Raw genomic sequence first — 23,403 nt, forward strand, 5'->3', positions numbered from 1 at the left:
TCACGCCTCCTCTTCAGCAGGTTTGATACCGCGATCCGGGCTGACCCAGCGCGCACGCTTCTGATGCTGGTTGAACAGCACCTTGGGGAAACTGACCAAGGTGGTAAACAGGCTGACCAGCCAGAACACCATCGGGTACCACACGGTCCAGAACAGGGTTTTCCACAGGTCCTTCTCGTAGCGCCGGTCGATCAGGATGCTCACGGCAAACTGCACCAGGCACACCATCGCCAGCACTAGGCCGGTAAACGCCGGAGGCACCAGGGAGTCCACGGCAATCGCCGGCGGCAGCACCATGAACTTGCCCAATACGTAGAAGATCACCGACAGCAGGAAGGTAAATGCCCAACCAGTGGACAGGCAGTACTCGAACAGCAGCGGCCACAGGTAGCGATGACGCCATTGCCAGATGCCACGGATGTTCTTGAACAGTACTTCGGCGCCACCCTGGGCCCAGCGCAAACGTTGTTTCCACAGGCCGCCGACGGTTTCCGGCATCAGGATCCAGCACAAGGCGCGAGGTTCGTAGAAGATGCTCCAGTGATCGAGCTGCAGCTTCCAACTGACATCGATGTCCTCGGTGATCATGTCGGTGCTCCAGTAGTCGATGCGGTCCAGCGCCTTTTTACGGAACGCTACCACCACACCCGACACCGTGAAGATCCGGCCAAACACCCGCTGCGTACGCTTGATCAAACCGATGATCGAGGAGAACTCGCCCACCTGCACCCGGCCGATCAAGGTCGAGCGTGTGCGGATACGTGGGTTGCCGGTGACGGCGCCCAGGCGCGGGTTGTCGAGCATCGGCGCAACCATGTAGGCCGCCGCGTTTTTATCCAGCAACGCATCGCCGTCGATGCACACCAGGTATTCACTGCGTGCCGCCACGGCGCCCATGCGCAGGGCCACGGCCTTGCCCTGGTTTTGCGCCAGGTGCAGCACGCGCAGACGAGGGTGCTCCAGGGCCAGGGCGTCGAGCACGGCGGCGGTGTTGTCCTTGGAGCCGTCGTTGACAGCGATCACTTCAATGTTGGGGTACAGCTGGTCCAGCGCTGCGTGGATGGTGTCGGCAGCGTTATCCCCTTCGTTGTAGCAAGGGATGATGATCGAGATCAGCGGATTGCCAGCCAGGGTCGGCGCGGGGGTGTCTTCTTTCCACGGCCAGTGACGCTCCCAGTGCAGCCAGAAGTACAGGCCGCCCGCGATCCACAGTGCCGACATGAACAGCGGGTAGAAAAACACGAAGTCCATCAGGAACTGCCCGGTGACCAGGAAGATCAGGCCCAGGGGCACACCCAATACCAATGCCAGCACGAATAAAGCCAGGATTCTATCGAACATGGTCAAGGGTTCCATTGGTTGGAAATGGCCGGACGTACTGTCTTCAAGTCCGGGGAGTTTTCCAGGAAGTTATCCGGGTAGTAACCAAAGCTCGTGACCCCCTGGCGTTTGAGCACACCCATCCATTCGGCCATTTGCGCGCCGTCGATGTCCGGGGCTTCCTTGGTGCGCCAGTCTTTGGCTTGCAGTTCAAACACCGTGCGTTCCATGGCGCCAGGTCGAGCCTTGACCGTCGCGACCAGCTTTTCCAGCCACGCATTGGAGGTCTTGTACTCCTGGCCTTCCATCAGCGGCATGGCCATGGGTGCCGTCCAGTCATAGGTCTGGAGGAAATCGTCGAGGTTCTGTGCGAACCACGCTTCGCTGGCCGGGTTGAGCATCGGCTCGGCGAAGATATTGCGCGCGGTCTGTACCTGCGGCCCGCCAATGGCGCGGACCTTGGCGGTCAGTTCATTGGTGAAGTCGATCAGGTAGCGGCTCTTGAACCGGGTCCAGCGCTGCATCACTGCCGGGTCGGCGCGCAGGGCCGCAATGTTGTCCGGCAGGCCGTTGGCGGCGTAGGCCTTGAGCGCGGCGGGGCTGGCGTCTTCGAAGTCGTTGAACACCGCATCGTCGTGGTACAGCACGCCATCGATGGCATTGTTGCGCGCCAGGTCTTCATAGATCTCGCCAATGATCTTGCGCACTTGCGGATCGAACGGCGACAGGCGTTTGTACTGGTCCGGATCGAGGCCAACCTGGCCGGTTTTCGGGTCCCAACGCGTCACGCGTGGCAGCTTGGGGTCGAGGGCGAAACTGAGCACTGGCATCCATGCATACACGGCGGCGTGGGCACGGGTGTGCAACTGCCAGGACACGCGGTTGAACAGGTCGGCACGCACCGGCAAGTGGCGGTTAGGGAAGTACACCGAATGCACCAGGCCGTCGCCTTTGGGGTCGGCAAAGGCTTGCAGGAATACGGTACCGGCGCCCATGTCCACCACTCGCTGCACCAACTGGTCGAGGTTGCGCGCCTGCTGGGCCGGGTCCGGGTCATAGACGTTGTCCAGGTCCACATGCAGCACCCGCAGCGGCGCCTGGGTTTGCGCCGCGACGATGCTGTTGGCGAAATGCTCGCCATCCGGGTCCGAAGCCACCAGGAAGCGTGGGCTGTTCATCAGGTTGTTCAGGTTGTCGAGGCCGTCATCCAGGGTCAGCGACATCTGGTAGCCCTGCTCGCCAACGATCGCCAGCGAGGTGCCCTTGGCGGCGCCGTATGGCCATACCCAAACCCGTGGTTTCTTGCCGGTCACGGCCGCAATCTTATTGGTGATTGCCGTGACATCCGCCCGCATCCGCGCCTGGAACTGCGCTTCGGTTTCGTAGCGGCCGGTGGCCGGGTCATAACGCAGCGAGGTGGCCGCCGGCTCCAGGTTGCCCTGGGGGTTGGCCAGGATCCCGGTGTGACTGGCATCGGTGTGCGCGGCGATTTCCACCAGGCCCGATTGGGACACTTCACGGATCTGCTGCCAAGTGAGGAACTCCCCACGCGGCCGAGGTGAGCCGGCAAAGTCCACCGGTTTGTTCAACGGTGTGTCGATCCAGTAGCCCACTGGCGCCAGCAGGGCCGGCCAATGGTAGGCACGCAGAATCGGCATCACGCGGGTGTAGAAGCTCGAATAGCCGTCATCGAAACTGAGCATGATGGCTTTGGGCGGCAGCGGCGGCCCGCCCCGGCGAGCGGCGAGAATCTGGTCGACGCTGACTGCCTGGTAGCCGTTCTCACGCAGCCAGGCCAGCTGTTCAATCAAACGTTCGGTGCGCACGGCCACCACCGCTTGGTCGGGGTCGCGGTCCTCGACGTCGTGGTAGGCAATGCCCAGGAAATGGTTTTTCGGCCACGGCGCTTCATTGGCCGGAACAGGCCGCTCGGCGGGTGGAGTGAATGGCGCGGGTTGCTGGGCACAGGCACTGGCCAGCATAACGCCCAGGATCAACAAGCAACGGCTGAGGACGGTCATGGTCAGGCTCTTCTAGAAACGGTAAGTGAGGTCGACGAGCAGACGCAGATCGCGTTCGCGATCGCCGTCATAAGGTCGGCTGATCAGGCTCAGGTTGGCGCCGGCTTCCAGCACATCGTTCCAGCGATAGCGTTGGCCGTAGCCCACTAGACCAATGCCACCGGTGGAATAATCCTGCTGGCTATAGGTACCCGCACCGACCTGGAACTGCTGACTCCACTGGGTCTCGTAGCGGTGATAGAGCACATGGTTGATGTTGAGAACGGGCAACACGGTGAAGTCTGACTTGGGGTTGAAGTAGATCGTGTCTTCCTTGCTGTTGCGGCTGGCGCCGACTTCAAGGCCCAGGTCCACCTGCACGCGTGATGAGCTGTAGAGGCCCTCGCGGCCGCTGAGCAAGGCTTCGAAGCGGTCGTTGCCGTCGCTGAAATGGGACGGGCTGAGGGTCAGCTTCCACTCGCGGCTCTCGTTGGCGCGCCAGCGGACGAAGCCGCTGCCGCCGTTGGCAGTGATGCCGGCATTCAACGCCCGCAGTGGGGTGGTGGACAGCAGGTAGCCGAGGCTGCCGCCGTATTGCCAGTTGTCGTTGATGTCGCGGGCGATCGACACGGCAGCGCCTTGCTTGGTGCCATCGCCGTAGGAATGGTTGGAGACTTCGGCTTCCACCGTCATGTCGCGGGTACGCCGCTCTACCCCAACCACCTGCCAACGGTGCTGGCCAGTGCCTTCTTCGAAATCGGCGCGGGCATAGCCGGCACCGGCGAACAGGCGCCAGTCCTCGTCGATGGGCGGGGTGTAGATACGACTTTCAATGCCCCAGTCACGGTTACCTGACACGGCGCCGGCCTCGTTGTCGCTGCCGCCACCGAAGCTTTTGCCGGTGTAGGCTTCAACCCGCAATTCGGCCATGTCGTGCACATCCCGCAAGCGGCTCAAGCGCTGTACCTGACGGTTGTCCGGGTTGCGGGCGAGCACGTCATCGGTGAGCACGTCGAGTTGACGCCACTCCTGCAAATCCATCGCGGTGTAGGCCTGGCTGACTTCCAGGCCAATGTCGCGCGGGGACTGGGCTTCGGTTTCCTTGAGGATGCCTTCGGCACGGCGTGGCAGATCGCGGGCGCGGTACATATCGGCCTGAGCCAGGCGCAGGCCCACATTCCCCGGCGCCTTGGCGACCAAGGCTTCCAGGCCGGCTTCGCTGCCCGGCAGGTCGCCACCGTAGACGCCGGCCTGGGCCGACAGTTGTTGCGCGTCCATCCAGGCATCATTCGGGTTGCCAATCGGCAGGCCTTTGAGTTCAACACGCGGCTTCTGACTGTTGGCCAGGCCGTTGGCGACTTCCCGCGCCTCTTCGCCTTTGTCGCTCTCGTTCAGGGCGTAGAACAACGCGGTGGTGTCTTCGACCCGATCATCGGGCTCGGCGTCTGGGGCACTCAATGCCTGGCGATACAGCGGCTCGGCTTTCTCCGGCTGGCGCTGGTCGAGGTAAGAGGCGGCCACCCAACGCACGGCGTAAGTGGGCAATTGCACGCCTTCGCCGTTGAGGGTTTCGTACTCGCGGATAACGTCGGCGGTGCGCGCCCGGGCCTTGAGGGCGCCCAGGCGGTCGATGCGCCAGCGCACCACATCGTCATGGGCGCTGGCATCCGGGGTCCAGCGGGTGAGCAGTTTGTCGTAGTCGGCCAGGGCACGGTCGGCAATCACATAACGCTCTTGCTCGGAGCGCGTGGCGAACTCGGCCATGCGCACGCGCTCGGCGGCGAGGTCACCTTCCAGGCGACGCTGGGTGACGGGGTCCAGCAAGCCAGGGCGCTTGGCCGACAGGCGCAAGGCGGCTTCCGGCAACCGTGCCTTTTGCAGGGCAACGATGTATTCGCGGGCCACTTCCGGTTTGTCACCGGCACGGATAAAGGCCTGGTCGAATTCAAACAGCGCGTCGTAATTCAAGCCGGCACGGGTCAGGGCATAACCCAGGGCCATGCGACGGTTGGGGTCATCAGGCTTGGCCGCCACCAGCGCGCGGGTACGCTGCACCGCTTCGGCGGGCTGGCCTCCGTCGGCCTGGGTCAGGGCCTGGCCCAGTTGCAGGTCGACATTATTCGGCTCACGCACCAGCGCCTGGCGATACACCGCGGCGGCCTGTGCCCACTGTTTCTGGTTGCGATAGGTCCGCGCCACGGTGGCCAGGGCCTGGGTAGTCAAGTTGCGATTCTTGCCCTGGGCCTCATACACCTTGAGCACTTCAGCGTCTTGCCCGGCCCATCCGGCGATCACCAGGTGGTCACTGACCTGGCCAGGCGTTTGGCGCTCGGCAGGCAGTTGACGAAGTTGGGTGAGCGCAGGGGTGAAGTTGCCGTTGCGCGCCTGGATGATCAGGGCGTCATAGGCAGGATCTGCCATGGCAAAAGCCGGCATCAGCAATTGGCTGCACAAGGCGGCACCGATGAGCAGTCGCAACCGGCCTGATGCACTAAGTGGTAGGTTTCGCAGCATATCGTGAGCTTCCTTACACACGGAAAGCTGTAACGATAGGTGGTCCTGAGCAATTTGCATCAGGGTGTCGGCGTCTAGTGACCCGACCTAGCTTTCCTGTAGGAACTATCCCCGAGCCGTGTATCAAAAAGGACAATTCAGAACAATTGTTCAGAATTGGCCGCAAATCTGAAAAATGAATGGGGGAGCGTACTTGCCTGCGATAACCGGGTGACCGTCAACATGAGTGTCGACTGTTTGACCCTGATCGCGGGCAACCCCGCTCCCCCATTATTTTTTTGAGGCGGCGAAATATTTACTGCGCGCGGCTCACACCACCGACCTTGGCCATGACAAACCCAATGAACTGTTCGACGGTCATCTTCTGGCCGTTAAAGGTCACTTCATTGTTGGCGTAATGCAGCTTGGACACGACATCGCTGCCCACCAGGGTCGCCAGCTGGGTGCCGACGGCCAGGCCGCTGACCATTTCGGCCGCCATCTGGGACTGTTGCTCGATGGCTTTAGGGTCGGTGAGGCCACCGATTTGCGCCTGCAGGGCAGAAACGTCGGCAATCATCGGCTTGGACAGGCTCAGGTTGGCATCCAGCAAGGCAATCATCTGCTTGCCCAGCTCAACCGGTGGCAACTCCATGGACGATGGCTTGGTCAGGTCCACGAGCAAGCTGAATTTGCTTTCGCCGTGGGTGGTTTTCAGTGTCAGGTTTTCCAGCGCCACTTGCGGCTTGGCGGCCAGCAATTGGTTGACGTTGGCTTCGGCCAGGGTCTGCTCGGCTTCGGTCAATTGCAGCTCCGGCACCGGTTGGCCGGCGGCGGCAGCGGCTTGCACCGGCTGCATCTTGTCCTGGTAGAGCTTGGTCAGCACCAGCCCCGATGGCACGTCGATATTCTTGACGCTCAGGCCCAGGGTGGCGGAGCCGACGGGTTTACCCTGGTAACCGATCTCGTCGATCTTGTAGTCGACGCGGCCGGCCAGGTGGTTGTCCTTGATGTCGCTGGTGTCTTTCTGCTCGAAGCCCTTGAGGGTCAGCACAGACTTCTGCGGACCGAAGGTGGCCTTGGTGTCGGTCAGCTCGACGGTGTTCTGCCCGGTATAGAAGCCGAAGGTGGACTTCTCCAGGTTGCTGGCCACGGTCAGGCCGGCGAGCTCGGCGTCGAACGGCGCGCCATTGGCATCGATCACCGACAACTTGAGGCTGTTCATGTAGCCGTTGACCTTGACCTTCTTGCCTTCGGCGGTGCTGTCGAAGTCCAGGTTGGCGCCGGAGAAGCTCGCCGAGGACGTGCCGTCCTTGAACTCCAGGGGCAGCAATTCAAGATTGCCGCTGACCGAGCGGTTGTAGCCGATACTGGCCACGCCTTTGAGCGGTGACACGTCCTTGGCGGCGGCAAACCATTTTTCGGTGGTGGCGTTCTTTTCCAGCGCGTAGTGACTGGTGGCCATGACCGGCAGCCACTTCAGCGACACCAGGCGCGAGAACGGCAGCGGCCCGTGTTCGATGTGGTCGACGAACAGCAGTTCGGGGTTGGGGTTTTCTTCGCCGAAGAACGAGCCCTGGCCCTTGAGGCGATAGTGGGCGGTGCTGCTGAACAGGCCACGGTCCAGGGACACCAGTTCCAGGTCCAGGGTGCCGTCGACACCGGCCATGGAGCGTTGCAGTTCCTTGTTGGCGTCCTGCACGGCGGTTTGCAGGACCGGCTCCAGTTGCTTACCGGTGTACCAGGCGCCGCCTGCACTGACGACGCCAACGGCGACAACGAAACCCAAAAGAACGACTGCTGGCTTATTCATGAAGTGACCTGATCAAATCCTGTGAGAAGTGGGCTGTCTTCCTTGAACCCGTGTGGGTTGGCTCAAGCCCGCCGAACGCGGGGGAAGATTAGCACTGGCGGCCGCGAACGGCCCAGCTTTTCAGAGGGGTCAGGCGTGCGGTTGGTTCACCCGCAGGCTCAGGAATACTCCAGGTCGATCTCGTCGAGTTGGTGGTCGAAACTCTTCAAGCGCGCTGTCCAGGTGTACACCAGCACCTCAAACTCGCGGTGTATCACCGCATTGCTCGGGGTATCGGTCTTGGGGTCGCAGAAGTCCAGTTGGTAGCGCTCACGGGCCATTTGCGTGGCGACGTCAGACAGTTCCCGCGCATTATTGAGCCAATGCCTACCGTCTGCCACTTGCTGGTCCAGGGCCACGCATTGTTTTTTCAAGGCTTCGAGGCTTTTTTCCAGGGGAGTGCCGGTGAGTTCGCCCATGACTTCCTGGAAGGTACGCCCCGGCTGCCAGTAGCTGCCCCAGAAATAACGGTCGAACACGGTCTCGACGCGGCGCAGCGCAACCTTGGTGTCCCAGATGGCCACGCGGGTCTTGCCCTGTTCGAGCAGTTTTCGCTTCACCCGTTGGTTTTGGTAGGAGGCCCAGGCGACCACGCCGATGGACAGGGTGCCGATCACCAGGCAGGCGCTGTCGAGAAACACCATGGCCTTGTCGATTTGGTGGGCGAGCATGACGCCGTAAAAGTAGGCGGCCGATAACAACACCAGTGCGAAGAACACGCACCAGAAAGCGGGAGCATAAGGGTTTTTCATTATTGGAATCCCCATGAGCAAACGCGAGCAGTGACTGGCGAGCCATCACGGGGCCCGCCAGTCAAAGCATAGCTATTCGTTCAGGGTTTGCTGGCTGGCGCCGCTTGCGTTCGTCCGCTTTCCCAACCACCGCCCAGGGCCAGGAACAGATCGATCTGGCTCATGGCAACCTGGGTGTTCGCCGCCGCCAGTTGCGCCCGCACATCGGTGTAGGTGCGGGTGGCTTGCAGGTCGGCCAGGAACGATGCGCGACCGGCCTGGAAGAAGCGGTGGGTCTGGTCCGCCGCTTCCTTGGCCGACTCACCGGCGTCGTTCAGGGCGTCGCGGCGTTGCAGTTGCGCGGTGTATTGCGCCAGGCCGGTCTGGGTTTCGCGGATGGCATTGAGCACCACACCGTCAAAGTGGGCCAGGGCGCCTTGGGTGGCGGCTTCGGCTTCGTGGATACGGGCGCGGGCGCCGTTGGTCGGCACCGACCAACTGATCAGCGGGCCAAAGCCCCAACGGTTGGTGGGCGCGGTGCCCAGGTCATCGAGGATACCCACGGTGCCAACCGTGGCGCCGATGCTGATGTCCGGGTACAGCGCGCCGGTGGCCACGCCGATGCGTGCGGTGGCGGCCGCCAGTTGGCGTTCAGCCTGGCGCACATCGGGACGGCGCTTGAGCAGGGCGGCGCCGTCGCCCACCGGCAGCAGTTGGGCGATATGCGGCAGCTCGGCGCAGGTGCCGGTGCCCGCCGGCAGTTGGTCCACCGGCTTGGCCAGCAGCATCGACAGGCGGAACAAACCGGCCTGGCGCGCCGCTTCGTAGCGCGGCATGTCGGCGCGCAAGGATTTGTATTGGGTCTGCGAGCGGGTTACCTGGGTTTCATCGCCACGCCCGGCGTCGCGCAGGCGTTGGGTCAGCGTAGTGCTCTGGGCTTGCAGCGCCAGGGACTCATTGGCAATCGCCAGTTCTTCGTTGGCAGCACACACCTGGGTGTAGGAACGCACCACGTCCGCCACCAGGGTGATGCGCGCGATATCAGCGGCGGCCTGGGCGGCGTCGGCGCTGGCCTGGGCACTTTCGATGCCGCGCTGCAAGGTGCCCCACAGGTCGAACTGATAGGACGTGCTGATGCCGACGCTGCCGATATTGGCCACCGGGACTTTATCTTCGAGCAAGAACGCTTCGCCCGACTCTTGCAAGCGCTGGGCTTCAGCCTTCACCCCTGCGTTCCAACCGCCGGCGGATTCGGCTTGCTGCACCTGATAGCGCGAGCGTTGCAGGTTGGCAGCGGCCACCCGCAGGTCGGTGTTGGAGGCCATGGCCTGGCGCACCAGTTCGTCCAGGCGCGAGTCTTTATAAAGCTTCCACCAATCGGCTGGCACCGGCGCCGACACCACGTTGTTGCCTTCGCCGGCGATCTGGCCTTGCAGGTCGGCGCGCTTGACGGCGGCTTGGTCCGGCAGCGTGTAATCGGGCCCCACCATTTGGCAGGCCGACAGCATCAACCCCAGCGCAGCGGTGGCCAGCAGTTGCTTCATGGCTTGTCTCCGTCTTTCACGGCGTCGGCGATGATCGACACGGTGGCGGTACGCCCGGCGATCATGCGAAAGTCCGCCGGCACATCGTCAAACGCGATGCGCACCGGAATGCGCTGGGCCAGGCGCACCCAGCTGAACGCCGGGTTGACGTTGGGCAGCAGGTTGGAGCCACTGGTGCGGTCGCGGTCTTCGATACCGGCGACGATGCTCTGCACATGGCCGCGCAGGCGGGCGTTGTCGCCGATTACACGGATATCCACGCCCATGCCGACGTGGATGCCGTCGAGCTTGGTCTCTTCGAAGTAGCCGTCGATGTGAAAGGAGTTGCTGTCCACCACCGACAACACCGGGCGCCCGGCGGTGACGAACTCCTGGGTACGCGGCGCACGGTCGTTGACGTAGCCATCCACCGGGCTGCGGATTACCGAGCGGTCGAGGTTGAGTTGGGCTGAATCCACCGTTACCTGCGCTTCGGCGAGGGCCGATTGGGCACGGGCTACGCGGGACTGGCTTTCCTCCAGTTGCTCGCTGGGTACCAGGTTGCCCAGGCCACGGTTGCGTTTGTATTCGCGGTTGGCCTGGGCCAGGGTTTCCTGGCGGTCGGCCACGGCGGCCTGGGCTTGGCGCAGGGCCAGCTTGAAGCGGTCCTGGTCCACGGCAAACAGCACCTGGCCTTTGGTCACCAACTGGTTGTCGCGCACGTCCACCTGCTGGATCAGCCCAGACACGTCCGGGGCGATCTGCACGATATCGGCACGGATGTGGCCGTCACGGGTCCAGGGCGCAAACATGTAGTACATGACCATGCGCCATACAACGACGACCGCGAAACTCACGATCAACAACGTCAGGACTACACGGCCGATGGTCAAAAAAGGTTTTTTCATGTCATCAGGTATCGACTGAGTGAGTCCACCGCGCCCAGCAACAGCGCGTAGAGCCCCACATTGAACAATGCCCGGTGCCAGACCAGGCGATAGAAGTGGACGCGGACCAACAGCCCGTGCACCACCAGAAACAACACGTACGTAATGCCCATCAGCACCAGCAGCGTAGGCAGGAACACCCCGCTGATATCCAGATCACCGATCATAAAGGCGCTCCATCGGGTAGCGGCGCTTGCATCTCGGTGCCGCCAATGAATTCCACGCCCGGCAACAACGCCAGGCGCAGGCCGGCCAGCGCATGCAGCAGGTGCACGCGGGTGTCGTCTTCGTCTTGCAGGCCCTGGCCGTTGAGGGCGCGGCGCGTGCGGTCCAGGGTCATCAGCAGACCGCTGGGCGCGGGCAAGCGTTCACCAGCCTTGAGGCAGGCCTTGTAGTAACCACCCACGCCTTCGACCACCTGGTTGAGCAACACCCGCGGCACACCCAGGATGCGCGGCGAGTAGGCCAGCAGGTCGAGCAGGTTCAGCGCCACGCGCAAGTCGCGCAGGGCGATGCCGGTGTCCTGGTTGGTGAGGGCCAGGCGCGGCAGGTGCTGCATCAGGCGGTCGAGCATTTGTGCAGCCATGTGCCGGTGTTCGGCCAGGGTCGCAGGCTCGGTCATGCCGACGATGTCGCGCCAGCTGAAACGGGTCAGGCGCTTGGCGGCCAGTTCAGCGCCGAACGGCCGTGCGATAAGCGTCCACACGAAGGCAAACAGCAAGCCCACCGGCCCGGCCAGGTTGACGTTGGCGAAGTTGAGAAAGTCCGCATCGTAAGCGCCCTGGATGCTGATAAAAGACGAGGTATTCACCAGGGTCAGCAGCATGCCCAGGTAAAAACGCGGCTGCACGGTGAGCGTGCCAATGCAGATAAACGGCACGGCAAACGCCAGCACCAGCATCGGGAAATCGTGCAGGTTGGGCAGTACCAGGAACAGGTAGAGGCTGGCGAACAGCACCGACATGGCGGTCCAGAAAAAGAACCGGTAGATCTGCGGTGCCGGGTCGTCCATCGAGGCAAAGAAGCTGCACGCCACGGCGGCCAGGATCACCGCGCTGCCGCCGTCGGTCCAGCCCAGCAAGATCCACAGCACCGAGGCGACGATGATCGCCGTGACGGTGGAAAACGCCGAGTAAAACATCAGGCCTCGGTCGAGGAACGGGGTGAGTCGGCCCAGGCGCCAGTGGCGGTACACCGCGCGCCAGGAGTCCTGGCTTTCGCAGGCGATGGCGGCTTGCAGGCTGCGGCAGTCTTGCCACAAGTCGACCCATTCGGCCAGGCGATACAGGGCATTGGAAAACAGCAGGGTGTGGCGCTCGTCCAGCGCATCACTTGACGGTTGCAGGGCGTCGATCTGATCGCGCAGGGCGCGCCAACTTTCCAGCGACGGGTTTTGCTGGGTAGTTTCCAGCCACTGGTTGGCCGCTTGCAGCAGCGGTGTGAGGTGTTCCAGAAACTGCGGCGCACGGTGTTCGACGGCGTACAACGCATCGTCAAGCTCCTCCACAACCGGCAGCAGGTGGATCATGCGCCCGCGCAGTTCCTTGGTATTGCGCACGGTCTGCGGCCGAGCGCCCTCGTGGGGCAACTGGCCGATCATCAATTCCAGGGTGTTGAAGGTAGCAACCATGCCGCCGCGCAGGTTGCTGACTTCTTGCGGGTCCACATTGCGCGTCAAAAAGCGCTGGCTGTAGACCTGGGCGTCGGCAAACCACTTGGCCACCGAGCCATCGAACACCGGCATCAGACGGCGCGGCCAGAACATCGCGCCCACCACCGCTGCCACGGCGATGCCGAGGAAGATTTCTTCGGTACGCGCCTCGGCCACGTCCCACACCGCCAGGGGGTTATCCACCACTGGCAAGGCGATCAGCGGCAAGGTGTAGCCAGCCAGCATCAGTGCATAGTTGTTGGCGGTACGCAGGTGCATGGAGAGGAACAACAGGGTGCCCGTCCACAAGGCAATCACCACCACCAACAGATAAGGTGACTGCACAAACATCGGCACAAAAAGCACCGCCGCCGCCGCGCCCATAAACGTACCGATGGCGCGATACAACGCCTTGGAACTGGTGGGGCCGACAAACGGGCTGGAGACGATATACACCGTGGCCATCGCCCAGTAAGGACGCGGCATTTGCATGAGCATGGCGATGTACAGCGCAATCATCGAAGCGGCGAAAGTGCGTACGCCGTAGAACCAATCGCGGGCCGGCGGAAAACCGGTAAAAAATCCGTTCAAAGTGCCGCCACCTCGAATGCACGCAGTACCCGCAGCGCTGCCTCCATGTCGGCTTGGGCGATGTCTGCCAGGACTTCCTTGCGCAGCCGCACCAGCTGCACTTCCACCGCTTGCACCAACTCGCGGCCCCGCTCGGTGAGGCTCAGCGCCTTGGCGCGACGGTCGTGGATATCTTCGGTGCGGCACACATAGCCGCTGTTGCACAACTGGTCGAGCAGGCGCACCAGCGACGGGCTTTCCATCCCCGACGCCTGGGCGACCTTGACCTGGTGCACACCGTCGCCCAGGCGGCCGATCATCAAGAGCGGCACCGCGCAGGCTTCGGAAATACCATAGCTCACCAGCGTGGTCTGGCAGATTTTGCGCCAATTACGGGCACCTACCACCATGCTGCTGGTGAGGTTCATCTGGAGCTGTTCGACGGATTGAGACACGGGATTGTTCGCATACAGTTAGTTTGCTAACTATCAATATGGTGGATGAAGTGTAACCCGTCAAGTTTTGAAACAAATTAGCGGATAGGTGGTGGTAGTTAAGCGGACTAAGCGATTGCTGCAAGACCGCAGGGGGAATGTGGGCAGTGCGAGCATTTCGGAGAAGATTTTTTTACACCCCCCGCCCCTTCCTCAACAACACATCCAACTCATCTACCAACTCCGCCCAATCCGCGTCCTTGCGTTTCTCCTCACGTAAAAACGCACGCTGGCTGGGCGTCCAAAAAAACGCATCGGCCAGTTCAAGGTCCGCCTTGAGCGGCGAATGCACCGCTAAAAACTTATCGATGCTGACTGGGTCGTCTGGCAGCCCCAGCTGTTTGAACAAGGACTGCAAACTATGCACAGGCGGTTCCATGGGTGTGGCTCCTGACAAATGAAGGTTCAACCGAGTCTAGCGGCAACCCTCGGGCTGTGCCGACGGCGCGTTGCACAACACAAACAGCCGCGCGCGGGCACCACCGCCGTCCTGGCGGCTAAGTTCGCGCCAGCCTTCGGGCAGGGGGGCAAAATCATCCGGCGCTTCATTGCTGCTGATCAGCCACACGCGGTGCGTTCCGGCGGGCAAGGCCGACAGGTGGTCGAGGTAGATGCGGCCGCCGTCCTGGTCCACCAGGGTGCCGAAACCGTAGGCATTGGGCCGGGTGGGCGTGCCGTCGGGCTTGGGTGGGGTGTAAAGCTGCAGTTGGGCGTCGGTCTGGTCGTAATACACGTAGCTCAGGTACCACATCATGTCGCTGAGCACGATGCGGTCGTCTTCCTGGTAATTGCGGTTGACGAACTCTACGGGCACGTTGAATTGGTCGTGCTCGTCGACGGTGAAGTTGTTCTTGAGCCCCACCAGTTCGATCCCGACGAACAGCACGAACAGCGCGGCGCCCAGCCACGGTCGGCGGTCAACGGCCAGGGCGATCAGGATCGGCAGGCCCAGGGCATACACCGTGAGGTAGCGCTCGATAAACACCGGGGAAATAAACGACACCGCGTAAACCAACGCCAGCGGCAGTAGAAAAAACAACGCCAACAACACCGCCGGCCGGTGACGCTCGCGATCGCGCCAGGCAGTCACTGCCACCACCGCCACCAGCAGCAGCGGCACCAGCCAGAACAGCGGCGGCCAGAAACCCACGCCCTCGTCCTGGATCACGAACTGCCAGATCATCGACGGCAGAGATAGCAGGCCGACCGGCTCTTCCCAGCCGATATCGCCGCCCACCTTGAGCTGTTCGATGTGCTGCACCAGGTCCAGCAGGTTCGGCAACCAAGGCAGGTACAACACCACAATCGCCACATTGGCCGCCCACCACGCCGGGCGCACCAGCAGGCGTTCGCGCCACAGCACGCCCAGGTAAGCCCAGTGCACCAGCACGCACAACGCGGTGAAGTAATGGGTATAGAACCCGGCGCTCATCAGCACGACGTACACCGCCAGGTAACGCATGCGCTCGGGTTGTTTTACCCAGTACACCAAGGCCAGCGTGGCCCCCAGCAGCCATACCGCCAGCAGTGAATACATGCGCACTTCCTGGCTGTAGCGCACCGCCGTCGGCAGCAGCGCCAGCAGGATGCCCGCCAGCACCGCAGCGCGACGGGTGGACAGCTGTCGCGTCAGCCACACACCCAGGCCCACGGCGACCACGCCGGGGACGGCGCTCATGCTACGAATCGACCAGATGCTGTCGCCGAACAGTTCGATCCAGCCGCGCAGCAAGAAAAAATACAACGGTGGGTGCACGTCGTGCGCCGCGTGAAACCACAGGTCGCCCACCGCGTATTCGCTGAGCAAGAGGCTGGAGCCTTCGTCGCCCCAGATCGCGGCCGATGTCAGGTGGTAAAAGCGCAGGGCCACGGCCAGGGCCAGGATCGGCACCCACCACAGTCGGCTGATCCAACTCACGCCGTCCCACGACAGAGGCCTGAGTGCCGGCAATGCCCCGGCCTTTTCGTTTTGCTCAACCACAGACCGACGCACCTCGATTCCCCTGCCACTGCACAAACACCGCCACTCTAGGCCAAAACCCCATGATTGGCTGCCGGAATCAGATGAATCAGCAATTTGTGTAGGGCTTCACCGAAGCAACCGTAGGAACAAGCTATTATTGCCGCCTTCCAAGGACTCAGGATCAAGGACTCGTCATGCGCATCGTTTTTCTGTCACCCCTGGCGCTGGCTTTGCTGGCCAGTGTTTCTTTGCCGGCCCTGGCCAGTTCCGACGACTCTTGCTACCCCGACTGGCGGGTTTCCCGGGACAGTCTTGATGCCTGCAACAACCTGCCCTTCCTGAGCCCTGGCAATGACAGCCGGGCCAACCTGCGCCTGCTGCTGGCGGACAAAAAGGCCGTGGCGCTGACGCCAGATGCGTTGCAGGAGGATGATCTGTCCCAGGGTTTTGGCCCGGTGCCGTTTCCGGTGTATCGCCTCACGCCCCGCGCCGACGCAAGCACCGAACCCGACAACGGGCCCGACGACTCACGCACCGCCGAACTCGATACCTTGCTCCAACCCTTGGGCATCAAGCGTGAGGAGTACACCACGGCAGGTCAGGCCTTCCTCAGTGGCGAAGGCAGCCGCTGCCGCAGCAACGACGATGACAGCGCCACCGCATTTGTCAGCCAAGTGGTCAAGGCCGACATGCCCGCCGCCGAACGCACGTTGCTGGCCAAGGCGCGCCTACAACTGCTTGCCACCTGCGAGTGGCAAGGCCCGGTAGTGGACGAGCCGCTGCAGATCCAGTCTGCCGACGGGCAACTGTTTCGCACTTACCTGCAAGCCGCCGCCGACTTCTACAGCGGGCGTTTTGCCGAAGCCGAGCGCGGCTTTACGGCCCTCACCAATGCCGGCTCGCCATGGCTGAAAGAAACCGCGCTGTACATGAGCGCCCGCACCGCGCTGAACCAGGCCCAGGCCAACATCTACGACACCTACGGCGTGCCGCAACTTGAGCGTGTGGACAAACCCGCGCTGGCCAATGCCGAACAGGGCTTTGACGCCTACCTGAAGGCTTATCCACAGGGCGAGTACACCGCCTCCGCACGCGGCCTGTTGCGCCGGGTGTATTGGCTGGCAGACGACAGCGACAAACTCGCCGCGGCCTACGCTCGGGAACTGACCCAGGCCACCGACGCGCAGCGCAATGTGTCGGTGGATGAACTGGTGGAAGAGGCTGACCAGAAGCTGCTGATGGTCACCAGGGGCACGTTCGATACGCCGATGATCCAGGTGGTCAGCGACCTGATGATGATGCGTGCACACACCCCTCCCAGCCTGACCCGCGAAGACCTCGACCAACAAAAAGTGGTGTTTGCCAACGACCCTGCGCTGTATGACTACGTGCTCGCGGCCTATGCGCTGTATGTCGAGCACCAACCCGACAGCGCCCTGAAGCACTTGCCCCAGGATGTGCCATCGGACCTGGACTACTTCGCCTTCAGCCAACAGACCCTGCGCGCGCTGGCCCTGGAAGACAAACAGGATTGGTCGGGTGCCGAATCGCTATGGCTGAAACTGCTGCCGCTGGCCAAGTTGCCGCTGCAACGCGATCAGCTCGAACTGGCCCTGGCCCTGAACTACGAACGCAGCGGCCAGTTGGCCAAGGTGTTTGCCGCCGACTCGCCGATCGGCGCCCAGCAGGTCCGCTACATCCTGCTGCGCAACGTTGCCGGTCCTGAGTTGCTACGCCAACAGATCGCCCAGGCCAGCGACCCGCTGGAGCGCGAAACTGCGCAATTTGTGCTGCTGTACAAAAATCTGCTGCGTGGCCAGTTCGAAAGCTTCCTCGATGACCTCAAGCAACTGCCCACCCCAGCCCCGCAAGACAAGCTCGGCACCAGCCTGGGCTACGTATACAGCAGCAGCCAAAGCCTGGCGTTGTTCCAGTGGAATGGCGACAAAGCCGAATCCGGCTACGCCTGCCCCAGCATCGCGCAAACCGCCCAGGCCTTGCAGGGCAACGCTAAAGACCCCCACGGCCTGAACTGCATCGGTGAGTTCATCCTGCGCAACAACCTGGACGGCATGCCCCTGGAACAAGCCCGCGCCGCTGGCAGCCTGGGCAGCACCGCATCGGACTTCAAAGGTGAAACCTTTTCGCGGCTCGAAGGCTACAAGCGAGTGATCGCCGACGCCAAGGCCCCCAAAACCGACAAGGCCTACGCCCTGTTCCGCGCCATCAACTGCTACGCGCCGGCGGGCTACAACAGCTGCGGCGGCCAGGACGTAGCACCCGCCGTGCGCAAGGCGTGGTTCCGCCAGTTGAAAAGTGGCTTTGCCGACACCCAGTGGGGCAAGTCGGCGCAGTACTACTGGTGAAGCCGCTGTGGCTAGGCTTGCTGTTGCTGGCAGGCCCGGCCTTCGGCGCCGTCGATGCGCGCGACTACGACGCCTTCTGGTTGTGGAGCGGCGTCAACCCGCAGCCGGTGCTCCAGCAGGCCAAGACCCTGTACATCCTCCAGGGCCAGATCAACGCCACCCGCCGCGCGCCCCAGCGTGGTGTTCGAATGATCGCCCAAGGCATCAGCGTACCCCGGCTCACACAGGGTGACGTCTGGGTGGTGTACCGCGCCCACACCCTCAAATGGCCCGAGTCGGTCTACACCCAACTGCTGGGCCAGGTCCAACGCTGGCGCGACGCCGGCAACCCGGTGGTGGGCATCCAGATCGACTTCGATGCCCGCACCCAATACCTGCACGAATACACAAGCTTCCTGCGCAACCTGCGCCAGCGCCTACCGGCTGAGCTGAAACTGAGCATCACCGGCCTGATGGACTGGAGCAGCAATGCCGACCCAGCCGCCATCGCCCAGCTCAAAGGCGTGGTGGACGAAGTGGTGGTGCAGACGTATCAGGGACGGCACAGCATTCCGGATTACGCCGCGTATTTACCGCGCATGAACCGGATGGGGCTACCGTTCAAGATCGGGTTGATTCAGGGCGGGGTGTGGGAGGAGCCGGGGTATTTGAGGGGGAGTGAGTGGTTTCGGGGGTATGTGGTGTTTTTGCAGAACCCGTGACTGCAGAGATGTAGTGAGCGGGCTTACCCTGCTCACCACAAACGACGTCACCCTCATGTTATTGCAGACGTAGAAGCCACCGTCACAGCCCACGCAATAACCACTAACCACCCAGCCACTCCCACCGCTATCCCAACCCAATTGGCGTCCGTTAGCCGTGCATTCGCCTGCCCCTGGGGATCCAATTCCAAGTAATTGATCGCCGCTTGCACCTGCAATGTCAGTGCCACTAGCAACGCGGCGATACCGGCCACCACAGCCCATGCAGCAAAGGGCGACAACAACCACAACAGCGTAAACGGCAAACACCCACCCACGAACACCGCCACCGCCAGGCAGCGTGGCGACCAGTGATAGTCCGACTCACCCTGTTCCAGCTCGTGCATCACGCTGAGGATCAACGAACAGAAGTAGCACCCTGGAAACATCACCCGCACCCACGGCCAGAGCCGCAGGCCCTTGGCCTGGTGGTAGAGCGTCCATTGCCGGTATAGCCAGTAGATGAAATACGCGCCGAGCGTTACCAGCGTCATAACCATCAGTTTTCGCGGCGCCACGACAAAAAATACCGGCTCGCGAGCCGGCATCCAGCTCAGGGTTGATTGGGGTGTCGCATACGGATCTTCGGGGATGGACATTGGGCAAGACCTCGCGAAGTTAGCCAGCCAGAAGCTAACGCTCGCGAGACGCCCGAGGTTTACATCGAGCTCAATCAAGAGCCGTCCTACACGCGATTACCTACCAGTCGTAGGTCAGGCTCGACACCGCCGTGCGCCCTTCGCCGTAGTAGCAGTCCAGGTCGCTGGTGCACTGCGACACGTAGGTCTTGTTGGTGAGGTTTTGCACGTTCAGCGCCAGCTTCACGCCCTTGAGCTTGAGCGGCGAGCGGCTCAGGTCGTAGCTCAGGCTGGCGTCGTAGACGCTGTATGACGGCACGGTAAAGGCGCCGGCGTAGTAGTCCCCCAGGCTTTGGCGCGCGTAGCGAACGCCCAGGCCGGCACCGAGGCCGGCCAGTGGCGTATCCCCAAGCACCGTGTAGTTGACCCACATCGATGCAGTGAGCGGCGAGATGCCAGCGGGGTGGCGGCCTTCGCGGCCGTCGTTGTCCTGGGTGTACTTGACGTCGTTGCGCGAGGCCGAGGCGATGACGTCCCAGGCATCGCTGATAGCGGCCTTGGCTTCCAGTTCTACGCCGCGTGAACGCATGGCGCCGCTTTGGGTGCTGTACAGGGGATTCTGTGGGTTGGTGGTCAGCACGTTTTCCTGGTCAAGCTGGTACACCGACACCTGCACAAAACTCTTCTGGCCCGGCGGTTGGTACTTCACGCCGACTTCATATTGCTTGCCGGTGGAGGGGTCGAACGGCTTGCTGTTGGCATCGGTGCCGGTCAGCGGCAGGAAGGATTCGGAGTAGCTCACAAACGGCGCCAGGCCGTTATCGAACAGATACACCAGGCCTGCCCTGCCGGTGAAGGCTTCGTCCTTGCTGGCGAAGCGGGTGCCTTGCAGCGGCTCTTTGTTGACCACGCTGGCCCAGTCATAACGCCCGCCCAGCACCAGCGCCCATTTGTCCCACTTGATCTGGTCCTGCACATACAGCCCGGTCTGGGTCAGGGTACGGTCCCACTGGTACGGTTGGCGGTAGTCGATGCGCTGGCCGTAGACCGGGTTGAACAGGTCGAGCGCTGCCGCCGTACGGTCGTAAAGGCCGTGGAACAAGGAGCCGGAGTGGTAATAATCCAGGCCGAAAATCATCGTGTGGGACAACGCGCCGGTGTCGAATTCGGCCTGGGCGATGCTGTCCACGCCAAAGACTTTGTTGTTCTGCGCCCAGTCCACCGCGTAGCGCTGCTGGTAGCGTTGGTCCTCCACACCGGTGGCCGGGTTGGCGACAAAGGCGTAGCCGTGCAGCGGCGCGGTGTAGCGGTCGTCGACCTCGGCGTAGCGCGCGTTTTGCTTGAAGGTCCAGGTGTCGTTGAGGCGGTGGGAAATTTCGTAGCCCAGTACGTATTGCTCACGGTTGTACTGGTTGACGCCCGGCTCGCCGAGGAACAGGTCGCGCTTGATCTTGCCGTTGGGGCTAGACCACAACGTGCCCGACGCTGGCAGGCCTTGGGCTTCAGGCACGCCTTTGTCTTTCTGGTACTGGGCGAACAGGGTCAGGCTGGTGTCATCGTTGGGTCGCCAGGTGAAGCTGGGGGCGATGAACTGGCGTTTGTTTTCGACGTAGTTGATTTCGTCCTGCCCGTCGTTGGCCAGGCCGGTGAGACGGTAGAGAAACTGGCCCTGCTCATCCAGCGGGCCGCTCAGGTCGATGGCCGCGCTTTTGTGCTCGTAGGTGCCGGCTTCCAGTACCACCTGGTGTATCGGGGTTTCACTGGGGCGCTTGCTGACCATGCTGACGATGCCGCCCGGCTGGTTTTGCCCATAGAGCACCGAGGCCGGGCCCTTGAGTACTTCAATACGCTCCAGGGAGTACGGCTCGATCTGCAACGCGCCGCCGGTACTGCCGCCGCCGTAGGGCAGGTGCAAACCGTCGAGGTACAGCGGCGTGGGCGAGAAGCCCCGCGAGGTCGGTTCATCGAACAACTTGACCCGGTCGGCAAAACCGCCAGCCGCCATGCCTGGCGTGTAGAGCAGCGCCTGGGTAACGCTCTGGGCACCCCGCGCCTTGATCTCTGCGGCCGTGATCACGTTGATGGTCTGGGGGATTTCCACCAGCGCCGAATCGGTCTTGCTGCCGGACGCGCTACGGGTGGCGACGATGCCATCCACCGGCCCCCAGGCGCTTTCCTGGGCTTGCTGGCCGCTGATTTGCGTCGCGCCCAGTTGCACGGTGTCGCCCTGGGCAATGGCCTGCAACGACCAGCCACCCTGGGACTGCATCGCCACCAACCCGCTGCCCGCCAACAGCCGCTCCAAACCCGCCGCCACCGCATAACGCCCCTGCAGACCAGCGCTGCGCTTGCCTTCAGTGAGCGTGGCGTCTACCGACAACAAGATGCCGGAGGCACTGGCAAAGCGGTTCAACGCCTGGTCCAGGCTACCTGCGGGGATGTTGTAGGCACGCAGGGCTTCGGTGCTTTGCTCGGCGTAAACCAGGGTCGGCACCAGCGGCACCGTCGCCAGCAGGCTGACAAACAGGCCACGACGCAGGGCGCGGGCCAAGGGTTGGATTGGGTGGTGCGGCATTGCAGGACTCCCCGTGAGATCGCTTCTTGATTGGCTTTCAAGAGGTATCCCGAGCGGGGTACAAAAACCGACAACGCGTTTAGAAATTTTTTTCAGACCCGTGCCTTGATCGTTACCCAGTAGCGCGTGACGGCTTGTACCTGGACCGGCAACGAACGCTCCAGGGCAGCGAGGATCGCGTCGGTGTCGTTCAGCGGAAACACCCCGGTGAGCAACAAGCCGGCCACCGCCTGATCACAGCGCAACAGCCCAGGGCGATAGCGGCTCAGTTGCTCCACGAACGCCCCCAGTGGCTGGCGCTCGGCGATCAGGCGATGCTCGGTCCAACTGCTGGTATTGGCGTCCACCGCTGGCAGGTTTGAGCTCTGGCGTTGGTTGAACCACAGGCTGTCGCCAGCGTTCATCTGCACCGCCAGGCCGTGCACCGGGGTCACCCGCACGCGGCCTTCGTAAAGATCGACGCGGCTACCATCGGCCCACTCACGCACGGCAAAACGGGTACCCAGCGCCTGCACATCACCGGCCGGGGTTTGGACGATCAGCGGGCGCAGCGGGTCGTGGCCGCTGGTCAACAAGATCTCGCCACGAATCAGGCAGATACGCCGCTCGGTGGCACTAAAGCGCAGGTCAACCGCACTGTCGCTGTTGAGGTCCAGGCGCGTGCCGTCGCTGAGAGTGACGTGGCGAATCTCACCCGTGGGGGTGCGGTACTCGGCGAATGCCGCTTGCCAGGGTTCACTGCGCTGCACCAGGTAACCGCTGCCACCGGCGATCAACAGTGCACCGAGCAACTTGAGCGCGGCACGGCGCTGAGTGTCCGGGCTGTCGCGCAGCACCGCGCGGGCACTGTCGGCGGGCACGCCCCCCAGGGTTTGCTGCAGGTGCTGCAAGCGCTGCCAGGCGCGACGATGCTCCGGATCAGCGGCCTGCCACTGGGCAAAGGCCTCGCGTTGTTCGCCCCGCAAGTCGCCACCCCACTGCAGCATCAACCACTCGCTGGCTTGCTCGACAACGGCCGGGGCGATGGGCGCGTCCTGCCTCATTCTTCATAGACCACTTGGTAGCAGGCGACGATGGCGCGGGTCATGTACTTCTGCACAGAACTGACGGTGACGCCCAAGCGCTCGGCGATCTGCGTGTAGGTCAGCCCTTCGAACTGCGACAGCAGGAAGGCGCGGCGCACGTTGTCGGGCATGCGGTCGAGCATGGCGTCGATCTGCATCAGGGTTTCAAGGATCAGCGCGCGGGTTTCCAGGGACGGCGACTCCGGCTCCGGCAAGTGCGCGATGCTTTCCAGGTAAGCGCGCTCGATGCGCAAGCGCCGCCACTGGTCGATCACCAGGTTGCGCGCGATCTGCGCCAGGTAGCTGCGGCTTTCCTTGTCGCCGGGGAAACGCCCGGACACCAGCAGGCGCAGGAAGGTGTCCTGGGCCACATCGGCGGCATGCTCGCGGTCGCCCAGGCGCTTGCGCAGCCAGCCTTGCAGCCAGCCGTGATGGTCGCGGTACAGGAGATGAAGCTGTTGCTGGCCGTCAGTCGCGGTGTCCATGAAAAGCTCAGATACACTATTGAGAGCAATTATCATTACACCTTATTTCGC

General features: G+C 62.7%; 18 protein-coding genes. 2 read left to right on the plus strand and 16 right to left on the minus strand.

The features are described 5' to 3' along the window. The 12 genes from pgaC to DYL59_RS16005 all read right to left on the minus strand — a co-directional run bounded on the left by pgaC (position 1) and on the right by DYL59_RS16005 (position 15,574). Positions 1-1,341 (minus strand): poly-beta-1,6-N-acetyl-D-glucosamine synthase, encoded by a 1,341-nt coding sequence (gene pgaC / locus DYL59_RS15950; RefSeq protein ID WP_135290047.1) that lies wholly within the window; start codon positions 1,339-1,341, stop codon positions 1-3. Between the two features lie 2 nt (positions 1,342-1,343). Beyond that, complete coding sequence (pgaB, locus tag DYL59_RS15955) at positions 1,344-3,341, minus strand: poly-beta-1,6-N-acetyl-D-glucosamine N-deacetylase PgaB (RefSeq protein WP_135290048.1); 1,998 nt, start codon at positions 3,339-3,341, stop codon at positions 1,344-1,346. 12 nt (positions 3,342-3,353) lie between these two features. Beyond that, a complete protein-coding gene (pgaA, locus tag DYL59_RS15960) occupies positions 3,354-5,834 on the minus strand; it encodes a poly-beta-1,6 N-acetyl-D-glucosamine export porin PgaA (RefSeq protein ID WP_135290049.1) in 2,481 nt (826 codons plus the stop codon). A gap of 295 nt (positions 5,835-6,129) precedes the next feature. Next, a complete protein-coding gene (locus DYL59_RS15965; protein WP_135290050.1) occupies positions 6,130-7,626 on the minus strand; it encodes a YdgA family protein in 1,497 nt (498 codons plus the stop codon). Positions 7,627-7,784: 158 nt separating this feature from the next. Beyond that, complete coding sequence (locus tag DYL59_RS15970) at positions 7,785-8,417, minus strand: NADH:ubiquinone oxidoreductase subunit N (RefSeq protein ID WP_135290051.1); 633 nt, start codon at positions 8,415-8,417, stop codon at positions 7,785-7,787. Positions 8,418-8,497: 80 nt separating this feature from the next. Beyond that, positions 8,498-9,940: an efflux transporter outer membrane subunit gene (locus DYL59_RS15975; protein WP_135290052.1), complete on the minus strand. Its 1,443-nt coding sequence runs from the start codon at positions 9,938-9,940 to the stop codon at positions 8,498-8,500. Continuing rightward, positions 9,937-10,827 (minus strand): efflux RND transporter periplasmic adaptor subunit, encoded by an 891-nt coding sequence (locus DYL59_RS15980; protein WP_135290053.1) that lies wholly within the window; start codon positions 10,825-10,827, stop codon positions 9,937-9,939. The genes DYL59_RS15975 and DYL59_RS15980 overlap by 4 nt, the downstream gene beginning before the upstream one ends. Continuing rightward, the gene (locus DYL59_RS15985) at positions 10,824-11,033 is read right to left on the minus strand and encodes a DUF1656 domain-containing protein (protein WP_135290054.1); all 210 of its coding nucleotides are present in this window, start codon (positions 11,031-11,033) and stop codon (positions 10,824-10,826) included. Before DYL59_RS15985 ends, DYL59_RS15980 begins: the two co-directional genes overlap by 4 nt. After that, positions 11,030-13,108 (minus strand): FUSC family protein, encoded by a 2,079-nt coding sequence (locus tag DYL59_RS15990; protein WP_135290055.1) that lies wholly within the window; start codon positions 13,106-13,108, stop codon positions 11,030-11,032. Before DYL59_RS15990 ends, DYL59_RS15985 begins: the two co-directional genes overlap by 4 nt. Further along, on the minus strand, positions 13,105-13,515 hold the full coding sequence (locus DYL59_RS15995; protein ID WP_135290084.1) for a MarR family winged helix-turn-helix transcriptional regulator: 411 nt from the start codon (positions 13,513-13,515) through the stop codon (positions 13,105-13,107). The genes DYL59_RS15990 and DYL59_RS15995 overlap by 4 nt, the downstream gene beginning before the upstream one ends. Before the next feature lie 199 nt (positions 13,516-13,714). Beyond that, on the minus strand, positions 13,715-13,960 hold the full coding sequence (locus DYL59_RS16000; RefSeq protein ID WP_135290056.1) for a DUF2789 domain-containing protein: 246 nt from the start codon (positions 13,958-13,960) through the stop codon (positions 13,715-13,717). Between the two features lie 36 nt (positions 13,961-13,996). Beyond that, positions 13,997-15,574, minus strand: coding sequence for a glycosyltransferase family 39 protein (locus DYL59_RS16005; protein WP_135290057.1), 1,578 nt, complete (start codon positions 15,572-15,574; stop codon positions 13,997-13,999). A gap of 164 nt (positions 15,575-15,738) precedes the next feature. Here DYL59_RS16005 and DYL59_RS16010 point away from each other — a divergent pair, with 164 nt between their 5' ends. Continuing rightward, positions 15,739-17,910: a PA5441 family protein gene (locus DYL59_RS16010; RefSeq protein WP_135290058.1), complete on the plus strand. Its 2,172-nt coding sequence runs from the start codon at positions 15,739-15,741 to the stop codon at positions 17,908-17,910. Further along, the gene (locus DYL59_RS16015) at positions 17,907-18,611 is read left to right on the plus strand and encodes a DUF3142 domain-containing protein (protein WP_135290059.1); all 705 of its coding nucleotides are present in this window, start codon (positions 17,907-17,909) and stop codon (positions 18,609-18,611) included. Before DYL59_RS16010 ends, DYL59_RS16015 begins: the two co-directional genes overlap by 4 nt. Positions 18,612-18,664: 53 nt before the next feature. Here the strand turns inward: DYL59_RS16015 and DYL59_RS16020 are convergent, their stop codons facing one another. The 4 genes from DYL59_RS16020 to DYL59_RS16035 all read right to left on the minus strand — a co-directional run bounded on the left by DYL59_RS16020 (position 18,665) and on the right by DYL59_RS16035 (position 23,352). Next, on the minus strand, positions 18,665-19,249 hold the full coding sequence (locus DYL59_RS16020) for a hypothetical protein (RefSeq protein WP_135290060.1): 585 nt from the start codon (positions 19,247-19,249) through the stop codon (positions 18,665-18,667). A gap of 100 nt (positions 19,250-19,349) precedes the next feature. Beyond that, a complete protein-coding gene (locus DYL59_RS16025) occupies positions 19,350-21,803 on the minus strand; it encodes a TonB-dependent siderophore receptor (protein WP_135290061.1) in 2,454 nt (817 codons plus the stop codon). A 92-nt stretch (positions 21,804-21,895) separates the two neighbouring features. Then, positions 21,896-22,846 carry a FecR domain-containing protein gene (locus DYL59_RS16030; protein WP_135290062.1) on the minus strand — a complete coding sequence of 317 codons (951 nt, stop codon included), beginning with the start codon at positions 22,844-22,846 and terminating at the stop codon, positions 21,896-21,898. Then, positions 22,843-23,352, minus strand: coding sequence for a sigma-70 family RNA polymerase sigma factor (locus DYL59_RS16035; RefSeq protein ID WP_135290063.1), 510 nt, complete (start codon positions 23,350-23,352; stop codon positions 22,843-22,845). The genes DYL59_RS16030 and DYL59_RS16035 overlap by 4 nt, the downstream gene beginning before the upstream one ends. Positions 23,353-23,403 lie beyond the last annotated feature (51 nt).

The sequence above is a fragment of the Pseudomonas kairouanensis genome, from assembly GCF_004682055.1.
GTDB lineage: Bacteria > Pseudomonadota > Gammaproteobacteria > Pseudomonadales > Pseudomonadaceae > Aquipseudomonas > Aquipseudomonas kairouanensis.